This window comes from Pseudobutyrivibrio sp. C4 (genome assembly GCF_900111635.1).
GTDB classification, from domain to species: domain Bacteria; phylum Bacillota; class Clostridia; order Lachnospirales; family Lachnospiraceae; genus Pseudobutyrivibrio; species Pseudobutyrivibrio ruminis.
In genome coordinates, this window is sequence record NZ_FOHF01000005.1 from 198,242 (window position 1) to 215,435 (window position 17,194).

Annotated in this window: 16 protein-coding genes and 1 tRNA gene; 9 read left to right on the forward strand and 8 right to left on the reverse strand. The window is 39.7% G+C overall.

The window, feature by feature from the left end; genetic code table 11:
* Window positions 1-23: 23 nt before the first annotated feature.
* Window positions 24-1,262, forward strand: coding sequence for an AGE family epimerase/isomerase (locus tag BMY66_RS09860; RefSeq protein ID WP_090395010.1), 1,239 nt, complete (start codon window positions 24-26; stop codon window positions 1,260-1,262).
* Between the two features lie 777 nt (window positions 1,263-2,039).
* On the opposite strand, the gene BMY66_RS09865 is transcribed toward BMY66_RS09860, so the two are convergent.
* Entirely contained in the window at window positions 2,040-2,618 is a 579-nt protein-coding gene (locus BMY66_RS09865) for a GDSL-type esterase/lipase family protein (RefSeq protein ID WP_090395011.1), read from the reverse strand.
* A 225-nt stretch (window positions 2,619-2,843) separates the two neighbouring features.
* Between BMY66_RS09865 and BMY66_RS09870 the strand changes: the two genes are divergently transcribed.
* Window positions 2,844-3,179, forward strand: a complete 336-nt coding sequence (locus BMY66_RS09870) for a hypothetical protein (protein ID WP_090395012.1) — start codon at window positions 2,844-2,846, stop codon at window positions 3,177-3,179.
* Window positions 3,180-3,192: 13 nt separating this feature from the next.
* On the opposite strand, the gene BMY66_RS09875 is transcribed toward BMY66_RS09870, so the two are convergent.
* Window positions 3,193-3,390, reverse strand: coding sequence for a hypothetical protein (locus BMY66_RS09875; RefSeq protein WP_090395013.1), 198 nt, complete (start codon window positions 3,388-3,390; stop codon window positions 3,193-3,195).
* 235 nt (window positions 3,391-3,625) lie between these two features.
* Between BMY66_RS09875 and BMY66_RS09880 the strand changes: the two genes are divergently transcribed.
* Window positions 3,626-6,031 carry a glycoside hydrolase family 3 protein gene (locus tag BMY66_RS09880; protein ID WP_090395014.1) on the forward strand — a complete coding sequence of 802 codons (2,406 nt, stop codon included), beginning with the start codon at window positions 3,626-3,628 and terminating at the stop codon, window positions 6,029-6,031.
* Between the two features lie 88 nt (window positions 6,032-6,119).
* On the opposite strand, the gene BMY66_RS09885 is transcribed toward BMY66_RS09880, so the two are convergent.
* The 4 genes from BMY66_RS09885 to BMY66_RS09900 form a co-directional block, all read right to left on the reverse strand.
* On the reverse strand, window positions 6,120-7,892 hold the full coding sequence (locus tag BMY66_RS09885) for a methyl-accepting chemotaxis protein (RefSeq protein ID WP_177175645.1): 1,773 nt from the start codon (window positions 7,890-7,892) through the stop codon (window positions 6,120-6,122).
* 16 nt (window positions 7,893-7,908) lie between these two features.
* A complete protein-coding gene (locus tag BMY66_RS09890) occupies window positions 7,909-9,216 on the reverse strand; it encodes an ABC transporter substrate-binding protein (protein WP_090395016.1) in 1,308 nt (435 codons plus the stop codon).
* Between the two features lie 125 nt (window positions 9,217-9,341).
* Window positions 9,342-9,872 carry a hypothetical protein gene (locus BMY66_RS09895; protein ID WP_090395017.1) on the reverse strand — a complete coding sequence of 177 codons (531 nt, stop codon included), beginning with the start codon at window positions 9,870-9,872 and terminating at the stop codon, window positions 9,342-9,344.
* Window positions 9,873-9,907: 35 nt separating this feature from the next.
* Entirely contained in the window at window positions 9,908-11,143 is a 1,236-nt protein-coding gene (locus tag BMY66_RS09900; RefSeq protein ID WP_177175646.1) for an immunoglobulin-like domain-containing protein, read from the reverse strand.
* A gap of 235 nt (window positions 11,144-11,378) precedes the next feature.
* On the opposite strand from BMY66_RS09900, the gene BMY66_RS09905 reads away from it, so the two are divergent.
* The 5 genes from BMY66_RS09905 (at window position 11,379) to BMY66_RS09925 (ending at window position 16,116) form a co-directional block, all read left to right on the forward strand.
* Window positions 11,379-12,260: a MetQ/NlpA family ABC transporter substrate-binding protein gene (locus BMY66_RS09905; protein ID WP_090395019.1), complete on the forward strand. Its 882-nt coding sequence runs from the start codon at window positions 11,379-11,381 to the stop codon at window positions 12,258-12,260.
* Window positions 12,261-12,360: 100 nt separating this feature from the next.
* Window positions 12,361-13,380, forward strand: a complete 1,020-nt coding sequence (locus tag BMY66_RS09910) for a methionine ABC transporter ATP-binding protein (RefSeq protein WP_033151657.1) — start codon at window positions 12,361-12,363, stop codon at window positions 13,378-13,380.
* On the forward strand, window positions 13,373-14,032 hold the full coding sequence (locus BMY66_RS09915; RefSeq protein WP_090395020.1) for a methionine ABC transporter permease: 660 nt from the start codon (window positions 13,373-13,375) through the stop codon (window positions 14,030-14,032). Before BMY66_RS09910 ends, BMY66_RS09915 begins: the two co-directional genes overlap by 8 nt.
* A 7-nt stretch (window positions 14,033-14,039) precedes the next feature.
* A complete protein-coding gene (locus tag BMY66_RS09920; RefSeq protein WP_044936230.1) occupies window positions 14,040-14,834 on the forward strand; it encodes a Cof-type HAD-IIB family hydrolase in 795 nt (264 codons plus the stop codon).
* Window positions 14,835-14,901: 67 nt separating this feature from the next.
* On the forward strand, window positions 14,902-16,116 hold the full coding sequence (locus tag BMY66_RS09925; protein ID WP_090395021.1) for a DNA polymerase Y family protein: 1,215 nt from the start codon (window positions 14,902-14,904) through the stop codon (window positions 16,114-16,116).
* Here the strand turns inward: BMY66_RS09925 and BMY66_RS09930 are convergent.
* Window positions 16,097-16,786 carry a hypothetical protein gene (locus tag BMY66_RS09930; protein WP_143064528.1) on the reverse strand — a complete coding sequence of 230 codons (690 nt, stop codon included), beginning with the start codon at window positions 16,784-16,786 and terminating at the stop codon, window positions 16,097-16,099. The genes BMY66_RS09925 and BMY66_RS09930 overlap by 20 nt on opposite strands.
* Before the next feature lie 110 nt (window positions 16,787-16,896).
* On the opposite strand from BMY66_RS09930, the gene BMY66_RS09935 reads away from it, so the two are divergent.
* Window positions 16,897-16,969: transfer RNA gene (locus tag BMY66_RS09935), tRNA-Gly, on the forward strand.
* 51 nt (window positions 16,970-17,020) lie between these two features.
* Here BMY66_RS09935 and BMY66_RS13985 read toward each other — a convergent pair.
* Window positions 17,021-17,194 (reverse strand): nitroreductase family protein (locus BMY66_RS13985; RefSeq protein WP_442960176.1); only part of this gene is annotated, 174 nt, incomplete at its 5' end.

Genomic DNA, 17,194 nt, shown 5'->3' on the forward strand with positions numbered 1-17,194 from the left:
TCGACTAGAAAGGGGGATTTTGCATGGGACGATACGAACTTGATTCAGCTGAAAACAAAGCCTTTGTCAGAGAGATGAGGAATAGTCTGTTGTCATTTGGACACAGATTTCCTTCTCCTGGCGGAGGCTCTTATTATTTAGGGGATGACGGAACTCCTTGGAAGGACCGCCCGAGGGAAACTTGGATCACAAGTAGAATGTGCCATGTCTATAGTCTGGGAGCAATGCTTGGCCATGATGGAAGCGAAGCACTTGCTGATGCGGCGTTAAAAGGACTGACTGGGGAATTGCACGATGATGAGCATAAAGGCTGGTATGCAGGATTGACTGCTGATGGAGAGGTACTTCCTAACAAGCAGTGCTACGCTCATGGTTTTGTAATACTTGCAGCAAGCAGTGCACTTCTGGCAAAGCGTCCTGGTGCAAAGGAGCTCCTTGAAGATGCATTAGCTGTTTATGATGAATTCTTTTGGGATGAGGAGTTGGGACTTTCTACAGATACCTGGAATACAGAGTTTACAGTCTGCGATGACTACAGGGGAATCAATGCAAATATGCACACTGTAGAAGCTTTCCTTGCAGCAGCGGATGCATTGAAAAATGAGAATTATAGAGTTCGCGCAGGAAGAATTATCAATCATGTTGTGAATTGGGCAAGGGAAAACAACTGGAGAATCCCTGAACATTTTACAAGTGATTGGAAGCCTGATTTGCAGTGCAATAAAGATAAGCCAGATGATCAATTCAAGCCATATGGCGCTACTCCAGGCCACGGAATTGAATGGGCCAGACTTATCATGCAATGGGCAGTTTCTACATATGGTAAATACGATAATGAAAATGCAAAAGATTATATCGTAATTGCGGAGAAATTATACAACAGAGCAGTGGAGGATGGCTGGAATGCAGACGGCGAACCTGGCATTTGCTACACCACCGATTGGGACGGCAAGCCTGTAGTTCACGATAGAATGCACTGGACCCTTGCAGAAGCAATAAATACATCTGCAGTTTTATACCGCGTCACAGGGAATGAAAAATACAAAGAAGATTACGCTGCTTTCATGGAATACTTAGATGAAAAGGTATACGACCAGGCCACAGGCTCATGGTTCCACCAGCTCGATGAACACAACAATGTGATTGGAACAGTCTGGCCAGGCAAGTCCGACATCTACCACGCTTTGCAAGCCACAATGATTCCATACAATGATTTGGTTGGCGTGTCCATTGCCAGCGCTGTAGCCAAGGGCAATAGCTAGTGGGCTGTTGGCTTGAGGTTGTGGCTGTGGCTGTGGCTATGGCTGCGGCTATGGCTATGATTGGGGATATTTGAATTGGTTGACTACTGCCTAGATTCAGAAAATGAATTTAGGCAGTAGTTTTTTGTGAGGGGGAGTGGGGATACTACTGCCTGAGGGCAGAAAATGAAACTAGGCAGTAGTGATTGCTGGGGGTACTACTGCCTGAGAGCAGAAAATGAAATTAGGCAGTAGTGATTGCAGGGACTACTACTGCCTGAAAGCTGAAAATGAAATTAGGTAGTAATGATTGCTGGGATTACTACTGCCTGAGAGCAAAAAATGAAATTAGGCAGTAGAGATTGCCGGGCCTACTACTGCCTGAGAGCAAAAAATGAAATTAGGCAGTAGTGTTGGCTGGATATTTTACTATCTGAGAGATAGAAATAAATCTAGATAGTAATGATGGAGTAGATTTTTACTATCTGTAAATAGAATTTGATTACAGATAGTAAGAAACAGGAGAAATCTTACTATCCGCCTTGTGGTTTATCATTTTATTAGGAAAAATCAGTAGTAGGGAATAATATAACGATTAAGATGTTAATATTTGCCACGCTAATAGCCTTTGAGTCATTCCAAAGTGGCGAAATATCTGTGAAAAAGGGATGTTGCAGATGTGAAATTGTGGTGGGAATAAAGCCCAATGGGCTGCCTCCAATACCACGAATTGGTTCAATAGTTATTTGCAAATAATTTGATAGTCTAGCAAATCATATGTTTATTTACAATCGAACATCATAATATTCCAGATAAAACTTCCAATAGAGATTCGGCAAACTTTTTATGCCCATCAATTGAAAAATGAACTCCGTCGTAACCCATCTCTATATTCCATTTTCCAGCATCGATAGCATTTATGTTATGCTCTTTTGCTAGTTTCATATAGCCTGCATTAAGTCGTAAACTACAGTCATGGTATAGTTCCATTTCAGAATCTGATGCGCTTATGTATGGTGGTGCAATTAGGATAAATCTAGCCATGCAATTTTGATTCACATAATCAAGAATGCTATCAAGTCTTTGAAGTGTAGCTTCTACATCTGGATGATTTGTAAGTAGAATATCATTGGTGCCAAGCATCATCACAAAGACATCTTCTTTAGTTAGATTTTGAATGGTTGATGTGAAATAGCCATAGCCCAACTCAGGCAACATTCGGCCATTCATTCCTTCCTCAATGACTTCATAGTTGTCTTTTAGGACTTCTTTTATACGAGTAGTCCAGCGAACTTCTGTAGGATATCTACCACCCAAGAAGCCTCTTGGATCATAACCATATGTATTTGAATCTCCGAACAGAATTAGTTTTTTCATAGGGTTAACCTCATTTGGTACCAGGTAACATTGTTGTGAACTGATTCACTTATGCCTTCGTTTATAGATTGAGAATAGCCATTATTTTCAAAGTTTGCAAGACTATTATCTATAGTTTTCTTACTTGGTTACATATAACACATACTAGAAAAATTGCATGTAGAGTCATTTAAAAAGTCATGCTAATATATCAAAGCTAATTTTTAGAAATAGAGGTAAAAGTTTTTGATTATAGAGTACGACGTAGATGTAATAAGAAATGAAGACGCGGAGGATGAGGAGTATTTCTTTGAGGCAGAAGCTTCTAGCCTGGATGAATTAATATCCTTTAGCAGGACTATCAATATTAATGATCCAGATGAGGCGGGGATTGGGGTTTACAAAGATAATGCTTCAGGAAGATATATTGTTCCATTTGTTGCGGATGGTCCGGGCTCTCCTTTAAACTTCGGAGAATTTCTCGATGTAAAGTCAGTTGATGAGAAATACTGGAACATACATGAGGGAAGAAGCTATATAACAAATTTAGGAATGCTTGCGATGATGTCAGTTATTGCGTAAAAGAAAAATTCAATCAAATATAAACATCAAAGCTGCTGCTTTTCCATACAGTAGACACCTTGTTCATGCTACTGTTGTCTACATTGACCTTTTCAATTGTGGAACATTTTGGATTTGCAGCAGCTTTTTGATATGCCGACATAAATGAGGTGCCTGTGGTTATTTTTGAGCCATAGGCATCTTTTAATAAATAGATATTTGAAACATCCATAATTTAAATCCTTTGGTGCGATTGCTAAATACCGTGGGATATTATGGATTCTTTGTCTGAAAGGCATATGCGAGTAAAGTGAAGATGAGCTGAATATTGGATGATTAATAGCTGAGAAAAACTGTAACAATCCCCGCCGAAAAATCTCACTTCAATTAAAATAAAACACTTTAAAAACTTAATACTTAAGTCTAATATGAGAAGGTAAATATAGTTATTATTGGGAGGTTATATTATGCAAAAATGGTCCAGATTACTATATCAGCCTTCTCTTCCTTTATATGGAGATAGAAGAGTTACAGGCTGCGATGAACATATTGCATTGTCAAGAAAAGCTGCGGAAGAGGGCATGGTTCTTTTGGAAAATGATGGAATTCTTCCTCTGAAAAAGGAGCAGCCACTTGCTTTGTTCGGTAAGGCCAGTGTTGATTATGTAAAAGGTGGCGGTGGCTCAGGTGATGTATATTGTAAATACGTACATAGTCTTTATGATGGCTTGAAGTCTAACGGCGTATCAGTGTACGAGCCATTAATAGATTTCTATAGAGATGATTTGAAAAAGCAGTACGAAAATGGTCGCGTGCCAGGTATGACTGCAGAGCCAAAGCTTTCTGCTGATTTGGTAAAGGGTGCTACCGCATTTACGGATACAGCTGTGATTTTGATTAATCGTTTTTCTGGTGAAGGCTGGGATAGAAGCGATGTAGAATGCAAAAATGAGTACAATCCTTGGGAAACTGAAACAAGCATGCCAAAGATTGCAGGAGAGATTTTCCCTGATGGTGATTTTTATCTTACTAAGGAGGAAAAGGAGCTTGTTGCTACAGTAAAAAAGAACTTTAAAAAGGTAATTGCAGTACTTAATATTGGCGGAGTAATTGACCTTCGCTGGCTCAAGGAAGGTGGAATAAATGCAGCACTTTACATGGGACAGGGCGGCATGGAAGGCGGCGATGCAGCAGCCAAAGTTCTCCTTGGTATGGTAAATCCATCAGGCCGTCTTGTAGATACATTTGCTGGTGAGCTTGAGGATTATCCTTCTACAGCAGGCTTCCATGAGTCCTTTGATTATGTAAATTACAACGAAGATATTTATGTAGGATATAGATATTTCCTTACAATTCCAGAAGCAGATAAAAAGATTATTTATCCTTTTGGATACGGATTGAGCTACACCAGCTTTGAAAGCGACATTGTTTCAATGTCACTTTGTGATGATACATTCTATTTCACAGTAAAGGTTACAAATACAGGAGATAAGCCTGGCAAAAATGTGGTGCAGCTTTACTACAGTGCGCCACAGGGCAAGCTTTTCAAGCCAGCCAGAGAGCTTGGAGATTTCGCAAAAACAAAGTGCTTAGAGCCAGGTGAGAGCCAGATTATTTCTCTTTCTGTAAGCAAATATCAGATGTCTTCATTTGACGATTTAGGCAAGGTTAGGGATGCAAGCTATGTACTTGAAAAGGGCGAGTACAGATTCTGCCTTGGCAATAATTCAATGGATGTGGCAAAGGTAGATTTGGTTTGGAACAACGAGGAAGATGAGATTGTACAGGAGCTTTCTCACAAGCTTGCACCAGTTGAGTTAAAAGAAAGAATGCTTTCTGATGGTTCTTATGAGGCGCTTCCTCAGGGCCAGCATAAGGATATCAACGAAAGCGTTATTACAAAGATGGAGCCTGGTACAGAGGAAGGCCTTACACCAGTTGTACGTAGCAGAGATAGCTACTGCCTGATTACTCCATTTAAAAAGGATGCACACATTTTTGCTGAAGTTGCTGAGGGCAAAATCACTTTAGACGAATTTGTCGACCAGCTTTCGCTAGAAGATTTAATGAATCTAGTAGGCGGACAGCCTAACACAGGTGTGGCAAACACATTTGGATTTGGAAATCTTCCAGAATATGGTGTGCCTAGTGCTATGACAGCAGATGGTCCAGCCGGTGTTAGAATCGCGCCAGAGACAGGAATCCTCACTACAGCGTTCCCATGCTCTACACTTTTAGCATGCACTTGGAACGAGCATCTTCTTGCAAAGGTTGGAAAGGCAGGAGGCGAGGAGCTTAAAGAAAACAACCTGGCTGTATGGCTTACACCTGCAATCAACATTCACCGCAGTCCACTTTGTGGAAGAAACTTTGAATATTATTCTGAAGACCCAATTGTTGCAGGACGTCTTGCAGCAGCCTTGGTAAATGGTATTCAAAGCAACAATGTTGGTGCATCGGTTAAGCATTTTGCTTGCAACAACAAAGAGACAAACAGAAAGCACAGTGATTCACGAGTTTCAGAAAGAGCACTCAGAGAGATTTATCTCAAGGCCTTTGAAATCGTTGTAAAGACTGCAAAGCCATACACAATCATGAGCGCATACAATGCAATCAACGGTGAGAGAGCATCTGAAAGTCACGATTTGCTTACAGGAATCCTTCGTGATGAGTGGGGATTTGAAGGCATGGTTACATCTGATTGGTGGACAAGGGGCGAGCATTACAAAGAGTCAAATGCAGGCAACGACCTTAAAATGGGAAATGGCTACACAGACCGCTTGAAGGCCGCTGATGAAAAGGGCGCTCTTGACCATGAGCAGCTTAGACTAAACGCAAAAAGAATATTAAATACAATTTTGAAGTTTGATTAATTTCAACATAGAAAAAAGACACCTAGATAAAAAAGGTGTCTTTTTTTAAAAAAATGGAAGTTTTGAGTTGAAAAACATTTACATTAACTTATAGTGACGTAAATTTTTGTGTAGTATCATTCAGTTGCTCGGTTACTTCATTGTTTCGGTCCATAGCGCTAAAAATAGCCTTGATGCCGGAAACGATTTCTGTTGAATTTGCGGCACTCATTGAGATTGCCTGTGAGCTTTCCTGAACAGAATTAGTGATGGTATCAACAGATTCCACCATGGCCATCATGATTTCATTCAGACTGTCTGCTTTTTCGGTGAATTCAGATAGCATTTCATTCATGACTTCGGCAGTATGACCGTATTTTTCACCAGTATCAACGAACTCGTCGTAATCATTGATTACTGTTCCATTGATGAAATCAAGCACTTCCTTGGCATTAGAAGCCAAGGAGTTTACTGCGGCTGTAACCTCAGTTGCAATATTCTGAATGGTTGCAGCAGTCTGAGTAGAGTTTGCTGCCAGCTTGCTAATCTCATCTGCAACTACGGCAAAGCCTTTTCCGGCTTCACCAGCTCTAGCTGCCTCAATAGAGGCATTTAAAGCAAGCAGATTAGTTTGACTTGCGATATCCAAAATATCATTAGTTAAATCACTGATTTGACTGACCTTTTCTGAATCCTTAACGGAGTTTTCAAGAGTAGTTGACAGAGCAGCCATTTTTTCTCCAACATCAGCTTTTTTGGTGTTGACTTTAATTTGAAGCTCATCAGCCTCTGCTTTGATTTCGTTCGCAGTACCAGAACCCTCCTCAGCCTGGGTTGTGATTCTTTCAGCTGCTTGCTTTACATCGTCAACTCGTTCATTTATTGATTCAAGAATACCAACCACAGATTCCATATTAGCAGAGAGTTCTTCTAAGGCAGCAGACGAATTCGTTACATTATCATCTGCAAGTCGTAGTTGTGAATTGACTTCCTCGGAGCTTTCAGTAAGTACTGTAGTTCCGTCTTTTACATCCTTCATGATGCCCTGTAGGGTTTCGATGAAGTGATTAATACCGTTTTTGATGTATAAAAGTTCTGACTTTGTCTTTGTATGAATTCTTGCAGTAAGATCTCCTTCACCTTTTTGAATATTAGTAATAATCTGATTAACTTCGTTGCTTATATCCTTGATTTTAACCACAATACTTCTATAACTAATCAGGAAGTTTAATATGATTAAAAATACAATGATGGCAGCGCCAATTAGGGCGACTATTCTGCCCTGTGCAAGGAGTTTGTTCATGCTTTCCTTGGTGGCTACTGCATTATCCTGGATAGCCTGATCCAAAACTACAGTAGAATGAATCATTGCTACCTTTTGAAGTTCGGCTTTATCAAAAAGCATAGCGTAAGCATTTTCTTGATCTCCAGCGTCGCATTTTTCGATGGCTTTATCAATGTATCCACACATACGCTCATATTGTGCAGCGATTTCCTCCAGTTGAGCAGCGGCATCTTCATTATTGTAGGTAGAGAAATCGTTTGTTAAATCGGCAATGTCATCACTTACAGCCTGTTTAGCAATGTCGATTTGAGGCAAAATCGTATCCATAGTTTCCTGAGAACCAGAAGCAACATAACCTATACACTGATCGTACAAAGTCATTACGTCAGTTTTTAAATTGGCTTCATGTTCCGTTAATGTCATCATGGAGTCGAACATTTCAATACTATTTGAAGTGGAGGTTTGCATAGCCATCATAATCATCCCTAGAACAAGTATGAAAGCTACAAGCATTGCAATATTCAGAGATAATATTTGTACAACTATAGAATTGAAGCCTGAAATTTTTACATCTGTATTAGTAGTCTTATTTTTCACTATTATCTCCCCCTTTCTATTGTTTTGCATACCATGTTTCCAAAGTATTATTTATATCTGTCATGAAAGTATTGGCATCATCTTCGCCTGCAGCAAATCGGTAGAAGCAATAACATAAACCGCCTTCATTGCTTCCAACGCCAGAAGGTAAATCCATCCAATGCCAACTAGAAGTTTTGCCTTCAGATAAATAAGCAGATAAAACAGGGGCGAATGGATCGTCAGCTATGTACTGACAATCTGTGAATGGACTTACGAAGCCTGCCTGCTCTACTAAAATTTTCTGACCGGCGTCCTCTGAACACCATTGAAGAAAGGCTTTTGCAGCTTCAGTTTGACCCTCTTTTGGAATCGCCCACCAAGAAGGAGAAGATGTAAGGATTGTATCGATACCATCTTCAAAAGCGTATGGAGCCATGCCTACTTCAAAACTTCCTGCAGCTTTATATGCATCACTAGCAGCAAGGGATGCTCCAATCCAAGAGCCTTGAGTGATAAAAGCGTATTTGCCAGCAGCAAAACCTGCTACTTGAGAATCATAATCACCACTCAAAAGCATATCAGGATTTGAATATTGATAGATTAAACTCATCATAGCTGCATAGTTTGAAAATCTGGTTGCATCAACAGCATGATTATTATTTATGCCATCTATATAAGTTGTATCATCGCGAGACAAGCCTGAATCGACATACACACCAAATAAATGATTTCCAGAAGACCATCCTAAATTTACAGGTTCAACGCAACAATCAACAACACCATCTAGTCCAAGAGCTTCTTTGTTTGCATCAACAGCTTCAAATGCGGCGCGCATTGAATCAAGATTTGTGATTGATGCAGGATCAACTCCACATTTATTTAGAATATCGGCATTATAGGCTAGTCCTATGGCTTCTGTTGTATATGGAAAACCTATGGTTCCATAGTTCTCGTCTACATAAGCTCCAGATGTTCTGCTAGCCCATTCCTCATCACTTAAGTCTAAAAGTAAACCTTCCCAGTTTGAAAAACCGGATGCTTCACAGGCGATGATATCAGGCATTTGATTTGATAGATATAATCCTTTAATCATAGCCTGTGCATCAACACCAGGACCAACATCAAGTACTTCGACATGGACACCCGTTTCTGCTTCGTAGGTTTGAGCCAAAGTTTTTATCTGATCAGTTACTTCTGTTTTGATGTTTAGTAAAGTGATTTCACTTGCACCTTCATCAATATCACTAGTGGTGGATGTAGTTTCTGCTTGTTTTGTACATGCTGACAGGAACACAGCCAAAGCTAGAACCATACATCCCAGTATCGAATTTAGCTTCTTCATTATTGCAACCCTCCATAATGAAATTTGTCTATTATGTTTGATTGTATAACGAATGAATTAAAATTCTGTGAATAGTAGCGGATTTTTGGTATAAAAAAAGCAGGTCTAATTGACCTGCTTTAATACTAGTTTTTCAAACTGTCATATTCTATCGATACGAGGCTGTCGCCGTCGAATACGAAGACGAGAGTCATTGTGTCGGTTGTGTATTTCATGGAGCCGGTAGCTTCTTCGGTTGGATCGCCGTAGGCTGCGATGATGTCGTCACGAGAGCTTGAAAGGTCGATGCCTTCGGCTGTGGCTACGTTGTCTGTACGAAGGAGTACGTAGAGGATTAAGTCTGTGTCTCCATCTGGGTATGTCTGGATTTCGAAGTCGTTGTAGGTGTAGAGCTTTCCGATGCCTTCGGCAGCGCAGCTTGGTGATTCGAAGTATGAGTTTGGCTCGCCAAGTGCTTCAACGATAGGTGCTGCATCGGCGTCTACAGGGATTGTTGTGCCGTTGTATGAGAATACGTAGCCGCTGTTTGTAGATGCTTCTGTAGTGGATGTAGTGTTGCTTGATTCGATGACTTTTGTGTCGCTAGAACCTCCGCATGCAACAAGTGAAAGTGCAGTAGTTGCGATTAACGCAAATGCGATAATTTTGTTTTTCATTTTGATAGGTCTCCTTTATGTAAATTCATTGTTTGCTATTGGATAGTTGGATACTTGCTAGGGTCATAATTGTGTGTGTTATGATGTGCGTTTGAGTATTCCCATAGGTCGGCGTCGTGCCAGTAGAATATCTTTGTGCCATCTAGCTGAAGGTTTGGATCGTAGTGATACCAGCCTTCGCCTATATCAATTAACAACCAGTAGTGACCACGTGTATCGCGAATCTTTTCGATTTCCATATTTTTAATGCCAAGTCTGTTGAGCATGACTTCGGCAGTTTTTTGCTTGACAGTGCAATCGCCTATGCGGTTGTGCATTCCTTTGTAGGCTGCTGAGTAGAGGTCATCAATTCCTGCTGTTTCAGAATATTGGATGTTGTCTACTACCCAGTCGAAGACTGCCTTGGCTTGATCATATTGAGACATATCGTCGGTGATGATTTCAGCAAGAATGGCATCGGCCATTGCATTAACATTTTCTTCTGTGGCTTCGGCAATTTTTGCTGAGACTATTTTTACAGTTGTAGTTTCTGTGGTTGTGTTACCTGCAGAATCTGTGGCTGTGTATGTCAAATTGTAAGTGCCACGCTTATCTACATTTACTTCCGAGCTGTCAACTTCAAGCGTAGGATTTGGGTCCAAATCATCTGTCACTTCAACGTTCTTTTTATAAGAAACTGTATCGCCCTGGGTGATTTCAATTGGTTCTACGCCTGTAATAACAGGTGGTGTGGAATCCTTTCTAACAGTACAAGGGATAGTTGCAGTGGTTTGATTGCCAGATGCATCTGTGACAACTATTGTGGCATCGAAAGAGCCCTCTGTTGTAAAGTCGTATGATTCGGCAAAATCAATGGTGCAGTTGCTCACATCGTTTACAGATTCAACTAAATCAGCGGCTGTTGGAACATCTGCTGTGGTGTACATATCGATAGAGTCTGCTGAAAGAGTAACAGTAGGCGCTGTGGTATCCTGCACATGCAAGGTGGAGGTAAAGGAGCGTTCCCTTCCTCTTGAATTCGTACATATGATAGTAAGCTCATAATCACCTGGTACATTTGGATCAAAAACAGAATCATCTGAAAACCTGGCGGAAGTGGTTGGATCCTTTAGAAATTCTGTTACATCGCAATCTGAGGTACCGGCTTCAACAAAAACTTCGGAATATACAAGGTCCGAGTGGTTTGTAACGTATATTCCAAGGATGATAGCGGTAGTAACAAATAGAATTGCAGGTGTTAGAATAAAAATAATAAATATTTTCTTTTTCATAATCATTCTACCTATAAATATATATTTAATTAAAAAAATTATAGTTCATTTTCCCTTAAAAACAAAGCATTCGTAAAAGAAAATGCTGGTTATAAATAAAATTGATAGCTAGCTATTAAATCTAGGTATAATGAACCGTATTGAAGTAGAGTTTATGGTGTGTTAAAGTCTCATTCATAAACAAATACGAAAGAAAACCCCAATATAAATAATGGGCTTGAAGGAGGAGACAAATATGAAAAACAACTTATTAAAGAAGATTACTAGTGTATCATTAGCAGGTGTTGTATTGGCTGGGGCACTTGTAGGTTGCGGAAGCTCAGATGCAGCTGCAGACACATCATCAGAGGAGACAACAGAAAGCGCAGAAGCTACAGAGGATTTAGTGCCAATCACAGTTGCAGCATCAGCTACACCACATGCAGAGATTCTTGAAGCTGCAAAGCCATTACTTGCTGAGCAGGGATATGATTTACAGGTTACAGTATTCGAAGATTATGTACAGCCAAACGAGGTTGTAGAGTCAGGGGATTTTGATGCAAACTACTTCCAGCATGTACCTTATCTTGATAGCTTCAACGAGGAGCACGGAACACATCTTGTAGATGCTGGTGATATTCACTATGAGCCATTCGGAATTTACCCTGGCACAAAGTCATCACTTGATGATGTAGAAGATGGTGATGTTGTTGCAATTCCAAACGATACAACAAACGAAGCTAGAGCACTTTTACTTCTTCAGGACAATGGTCTTCTTACATTAAAGGATGGCGTTGGTCTTGAGGCAACAGTTAACGATATCACGGAGAACCCATACAACCTTGAATTCCAGGAGCTTGAGGCTGCTCAGGTAGCACGTGTAGTTGGTGAGGTTGCTTATGTAGTTCTTAATGGTAACTATGCACTTGAGGCAGGCTACTCAGTTGCTAAGGATTCAATCGCATATGAGGCTTCAGATTCAGTTGCAGCTGAGACATATGTAAACATCATCGCTGTATACGAAGGACATGAGAACGACGAAAAGATTCAGGCTCTTGTATCAGTGCTTAAGTCTGATGAAATCAAGAAATTCATCGAGGATACATATGATGGAGCAGTAGTATTCTACGAAAAATAAGTCGTATACTTGACCAATATAAAGACAAAGGTTAATCTAAACAAGTGTAGTATTACTACACTTGTTTTTACTTTTGACTACTAAAAATAAAGGAAAAAATATGAACGAAATTGTTGTAAAAAACTTATCGAAAACCTTCGATCAGTCAGAGACAAAGGTCGATGCGTTAAAAGACATTAATCTTACAATTGAAACAGGTGATATTTATGGAATCATCGGTATGTCAGGTGCTGGAAAAAGTACCCTTGTAAGATGCTTTAACTTTTTAGAGAGACCAACTAGCGGTGAGGTTTGGATTGGAGATAAAAATCTTGGTGCTCTTTCAGAGGCCGAGCTTAGAGCTGAGCGTAGCCAGATTGCTATGATTTTCCAAAGCTTCAATCTTCTTATGCAGAAAAATGTTTTGGATAACATCTGTTTCCCACTTCGTCTTCAGAAAGTTTCAAAAGCAGATGCCAGAAAAAGAGCAAAGGAATTACTTGAAGTAGTAGGCCTTGCCGACAAAGCAAAGGCATATCCAGCTCAGCTTTCAGGTGGTCAGCGTCAGCGTGTTGCTATCGCTAGAGCTCTTGCAAACAATCCTAGAATTCTTCTCTGTGATGAGGCAACATCAGCCCTCGATCCACAGACAACAGCTTCTATTTTAGAGTTGCTTAGAGATATCAATAAAAAGTATGGTATTACAATCGTTGTAATCACTCACCAGATGTCAGTTGTATCTGAAATTTGTAACAAGGTTGCAATCATTGAAAAGGGCCAGGTTGTTGAAAACGGTTTGGTTGAGGATGTATTTAATCATCCAAAGTCTAGTGCGGCTAGAGAACTTATCCTTCGTGGTGATAGCGAAAAGTCTGGTGGCACAGTAGAGACTCTCAATGGCGAAAGAAAGATTCGTATTGTATTTACAGAGAATTCTTCTTTCGAGCCTGTTATTGCAAACATGGTATTGAAATTCCAGACTGCAGTTAACATTCTTCGTGCAGATACAAAGAACGTTGGCGGTTTTGCAAAGGGCGAAATGATTCTTGGACTTCCAGAGGATGAACAGCTTCAGGAGGATATCATTATTTATCTTAAGGAAAGAGGCCTTGAAATTGAGGAGGTGACTGGAGATGTTTGATTCACAGGTTATTAATATGATTTTAGAGGGTATTCGCGATACTCTTTACATGACAATTGTTTCTACTTTAATTGCATATGTTTTAGGATTACCACTTGGAATTCTTCTCAAGGTCACAAGCAAGGATGGCCTTAAGCCTAACGTAGTAGTTTATAGAATTTTGGATGTTATATGTAACGTAGTTCGTTCAATACCATTCCTTATTCTTCTTATTTTATTAATTCCATTTACAAGACTTGTTGTTGGAAAGAGCTATGGCTCTACAGCCACAATTGTTCCTCTTGTAGTTTGTGCTGCACCTTATATTGCACGCATGGTTGAGTCTTCACTTAATGAAGTGGACCCAGGTGTTATTGAGGCTGCAAAATCAATGGGAGCAAGCAACTGGGATATCGTGTTTAAGGTAATGCTTGTTGAGGCTCGCACATCTCTTATTGTAGGAGCAACTATCACAACTGGTAACATCCTTGGATATTCAGCTATGTCTGGTACAGTTGGTGGTGGCGGACTTGGCGATATCGCCGTTCGTTACGGATATTACAGATGGCAGACAGATATTATGATTGTTACGGTTATTCTTTTGATTATCTTATTCCAGATTATTCAAAATGTTGGAATGAAAGTTGCTAGTAATTTAGATAAGAGAAAGTAGTTTAAATATGATCAAATTAATCGCCACAGATGTAGATGGTACATTAGTTAAAGATGGATCATCTGAAATTTATCCTGAGTTTATTGAAAAGATAAAAGAGCTTAGAGACCAGGACATCATTGTTTGTATTGCAAGTGGTAGACAGTCCACAAGCGTTGAAAGAATGTTTGATGAAATCAAAGATGATTTGATTTTCATAGCAAGTAATGGCGCTCACGTTAAATGCAGAGGTGTGGATATTCACGTTGCAGAAATGAACTGGGAATACGTGAAGGGACTTACACATGAACTAAGAGAAACACCAGGCTGCAACATTATTTGGGAAGGCCCTGGCGTTACTTATATTGAGCCAGGAAATGATGAAAGCTTTATCAAGCTTCTCACTGAAGGATATCGTAATCACGTAGAGGAAGTAGAAGATATCCTTACAGCCGGCAAAAAGATTATCAAAATATCAGCATTTAATAGACCATCTATCCGTGACCTTGGTGAGGGCAAAATCATTCCAGAATGGAAGGACAAAGTAAAGGCTACAATGGCTGGAGAAGACTGGATTGACTGTATGGATAAGTCAGTTGATAAAGGCGCAGCCCTTGGCTTTATACAAAGAATCTTTGATATTTCACCAGAGGAAACAATGGTGTTTGGCGACAACAATAACGATATTGGTATGCTTGATGTTGCAAAGCATAGCTATGCAGTAGCATCTGCCCCAGATGTTGTTAAAGAGCATGCAAATAACATCTGTCCATCATGGGCTGAAAAGGGCGTATATCAAGTTCTAAAAGAATTCGAATTTTAACAATTATATAAAACATGTGTTTGCCTCTAGCTTATAATGGTGTAATATAAAGCTAGAGGTTTTTTATATGAGTGATAGATTAATATTTCACATTGATGTTAATAGTGCTTTTGTTTCTTGGTCTGCGGTGGAGATGCTAAAAAATGGTGGGCCTGATTTGCGTGAAGTCCCATCCATAGTTGGTGGCGATCCAGATTCTAGAAGAAGCATTGTAGCGGCAAAATCAATTCCTGCAAAGAAATATGGGATTGTTACTGGGGAGCCTGTTTCCAGTGCTCTTAGAAAATGTCCTAATCTTGTAATTGCTGGCTCAAATTTTGATTGGTATGTAAAATGTTCTAGAGCTTTCAAAGCAATATGCCAGGAATATACCCCTACGATGCAATCTTTTTCAATTGATGAAGTATTTTTGGATATGTCTGGCATGAATCTTATTTATCCAGATCCAATTGCAACAGCTTATGAAATAAAGGATCGAGTCTATAAAGAACTTGGATTTACTGTTAATGTGGGTGTCGCTTCTAATAAATTATGTGCAAAAATGGCTAGCGATTTTGAAAAGCCAAATAAGGTGCACACTCTATTTTCAAATGAAATAGAGAGCAAAATGTGGCCTTTACCAGTGGAGGATTTATTCACATGCGGCAAATCTACATCAGCAAGGCTTAGGAGCCTAGGAATATTTACAATTGGTGAATTGGCGAAATATCCAGTGGAGCAATTGACAATGCTTCTTGGAGAACGTGGGGCCATACATTTTCATAATTATGCAAATGGTATAGACGATTCCCCAGTGCTTCAGGAGGCAGAGGATGCAAAGGGATATTCTGCAGAAACAACGGTTGAAGAAGATTTAGTAGATATAGAAGCCATCAACCGTCTGCTGTTGGCTCAGACGGATGTAGTCGCAGCACGTATGAGAGCCGATGAGGGAAAATGTAGATGTATAGGTGTCACATTTAGGAATCTTGATTTTGTAAATAAATCCCATCAGAAAAAACTTCCGGAAGCTACAGATGTAACAGATATTATTTTTGAAACTGCTAAGCAGCTAATAAGAGAAAGCTGGCATGGAGAGCCTCTCAGGTTGCTGGGACTGTCTCTATCAGATATAGAAAGAGATGGATTTGAGCAGATGTCGTTATTTCAGGATGAGAATAAAGAGAAGAGAAAAGCATTGGATTCTACGCTGGATTCTATAAGAGGAAAATTTGGAAATAGTGCAGTGCAGCGCGCCAGCACCATTGATACTAGCAAAAATATCAACAGATGGAATCAATAACCACTATATTTGAGCAAAACTTGCTTATGATTGAATTGCCTACATATGCAAGATATTCATCATAATCGATATAGAAGATTTGCCCCCAGGATGAAACCTTTATCATTGTATTGTGGATTGGGGTATCATTATGAATAATAGCTATCGCATTTACGTAGTGACTATTAGTAGATGCGGTAGCTTTATATGTATCATTTATAGAATCATAGGAATAGAGTGTTATTCTGCGATTATATCGATACAATCCCCAGATGACAGGGATGTTGTTACTAAGCATTTCTTCCATGGTAGAAAGCATATTTTTGTGCCCATGAATACCATTCCATTTTGCTTTCATTTGAATGGAGTCCATGGAATTAATATATCTGCATATTTGAAATGGTAGAATGCCAATGGAAATTGTGCCGAAGAATTCCCGGGTAAACAACTTCGTAAATACGATAGTAGTGGAAAACTGATGACACAGCTGGAGATAATCGTGCATAGAAATAGAAGTGTTATTTGCAAGATAAAGGCCACAATCGATTGCTGAAATCATACCGCAACCTTGATTACTAAGGCCTTTAAGGTCAGTATTATTAAGCCATGATTGATTAAAACCACAGCCGATTATTTTGCCATTATCATCTTTGATTTGAATGTATTCCCTGGCCAATTTTTGTGCTTTCATATCTATGATTTTATCATTATAAAAAAATATAAACAATTGTGTAAAAAGTGCTTGACTTATCCTTGGAATTCCTATAGAATAACCATTGTTGTTGAGGAAACAACAGATATGCGCGAGTGGCTCAGTTGGTGGAGCACCACCTTGCCAAGGTGGGGGTCGCGGGTTCGAGTCCCGTCTCGCGCTCTTTTAATATAAAAAATGAGGTCATCCAAATGGGTGACCTCATTTTTTTTACTATATGAACTTCGCAATATCTTCAACATTCTTGCGAGGTGGCTTCTTAGTAACAGATTCTGATCTATAACCAACAGCAATGATGCTCATGACCTGCTCGTCCTCTGGAATGCCACAGAAATCTGCAACAACATTTGCATCTCTTAAGCCCATGATAAGTGTGCCTACACCAAG

Coding starts and splice junctions, on each gene's coding strand:
- BMY66_RS09925 (WP_090395021.1), top strand. CDS start 14,902: ATGAGTGATAGATTAATATTTCACATTGATGTTAATAGTGCTTTTGTT.
- BMY66_RS09895 (WP_090395017.1), bottom strand. CDS start 9,872: ATGAAAAACAAAATTATCGCATTTGCGTTAATCGCAACTACTGCACTT.
- BMY66_RS09875 (WP_090395013.1), bottom strand. CDS start 3,390: ATGGATGTTTCAAATATCTATTTATTAAAAGATGCCTATGGCTCAAAA.
- BMY66_RS09915 (WP_090395020.1), top strand. CDS start 13,373: ATGTTTGATTCACAGGTTATTAATATGATTTTAGAGGGTATTCGCGAT.
- BMY66_RS09890 (WP_090395016.1), bottom strand. CDS start 9,216: ATGAAGAAGCTAAATTCGATACTGGGATGTATGGTTCTAGCTTTGGCT.
- BMY66_RS09880 (WP_090395014.1), top strand. CDS start 3,626: ATGCAAAAATGGTCCAGATTACTATATCAGCCTTCTCTTCCTTTATAT.
- BMY66_RS09865 (WP_090395011.1), bottom strand. CDS start 2,618: ATGAAAAAACTAATTCTGTTCGGAGATTCAAATACATATGGTTATGAT.
- BMY66_RS09900 (WP_177175646.1), bottom strand. CDS start 11,143: ATGAAAAAGAAAATATTTATTATTTTTATTCTAACACCTGCAATTCTA.
- BMY66_RS09910 (WP_033151657.1), top strand. CDS start 12,361: ATGAACGAAATTGTTGTAAAAAACTTATCGAAAACCTTCGATCAGTCA.
- BMY66_RS09905 (WP_090395019.1), top strand. CDS start 11,379: ATGAAAAACAACTTATTAAAGAAGATTACTAGTGTATCATTAGCAGGT.
- BMY66_RS09860 (WP_090395010.1), top strand. CDS start 24: ATGGGACGATACGAACTTGATTCAGCTGAAAACAAAGCCTTTGTCAGA.
- BMY66_RS09920 (WP_044936230.1), top strand. CDS start 14,040: ATGATCAAATTAATCGCCACAGATGTAGATGGTACATTAGTTAAAGAT.
- BMY66_RS09930 (WP_143064528.1), bottom strand. CDS start 16,786: ATGAAAGCACAAAAATTGGCCAGGGAATACATTCAAATCAAAGATGAT.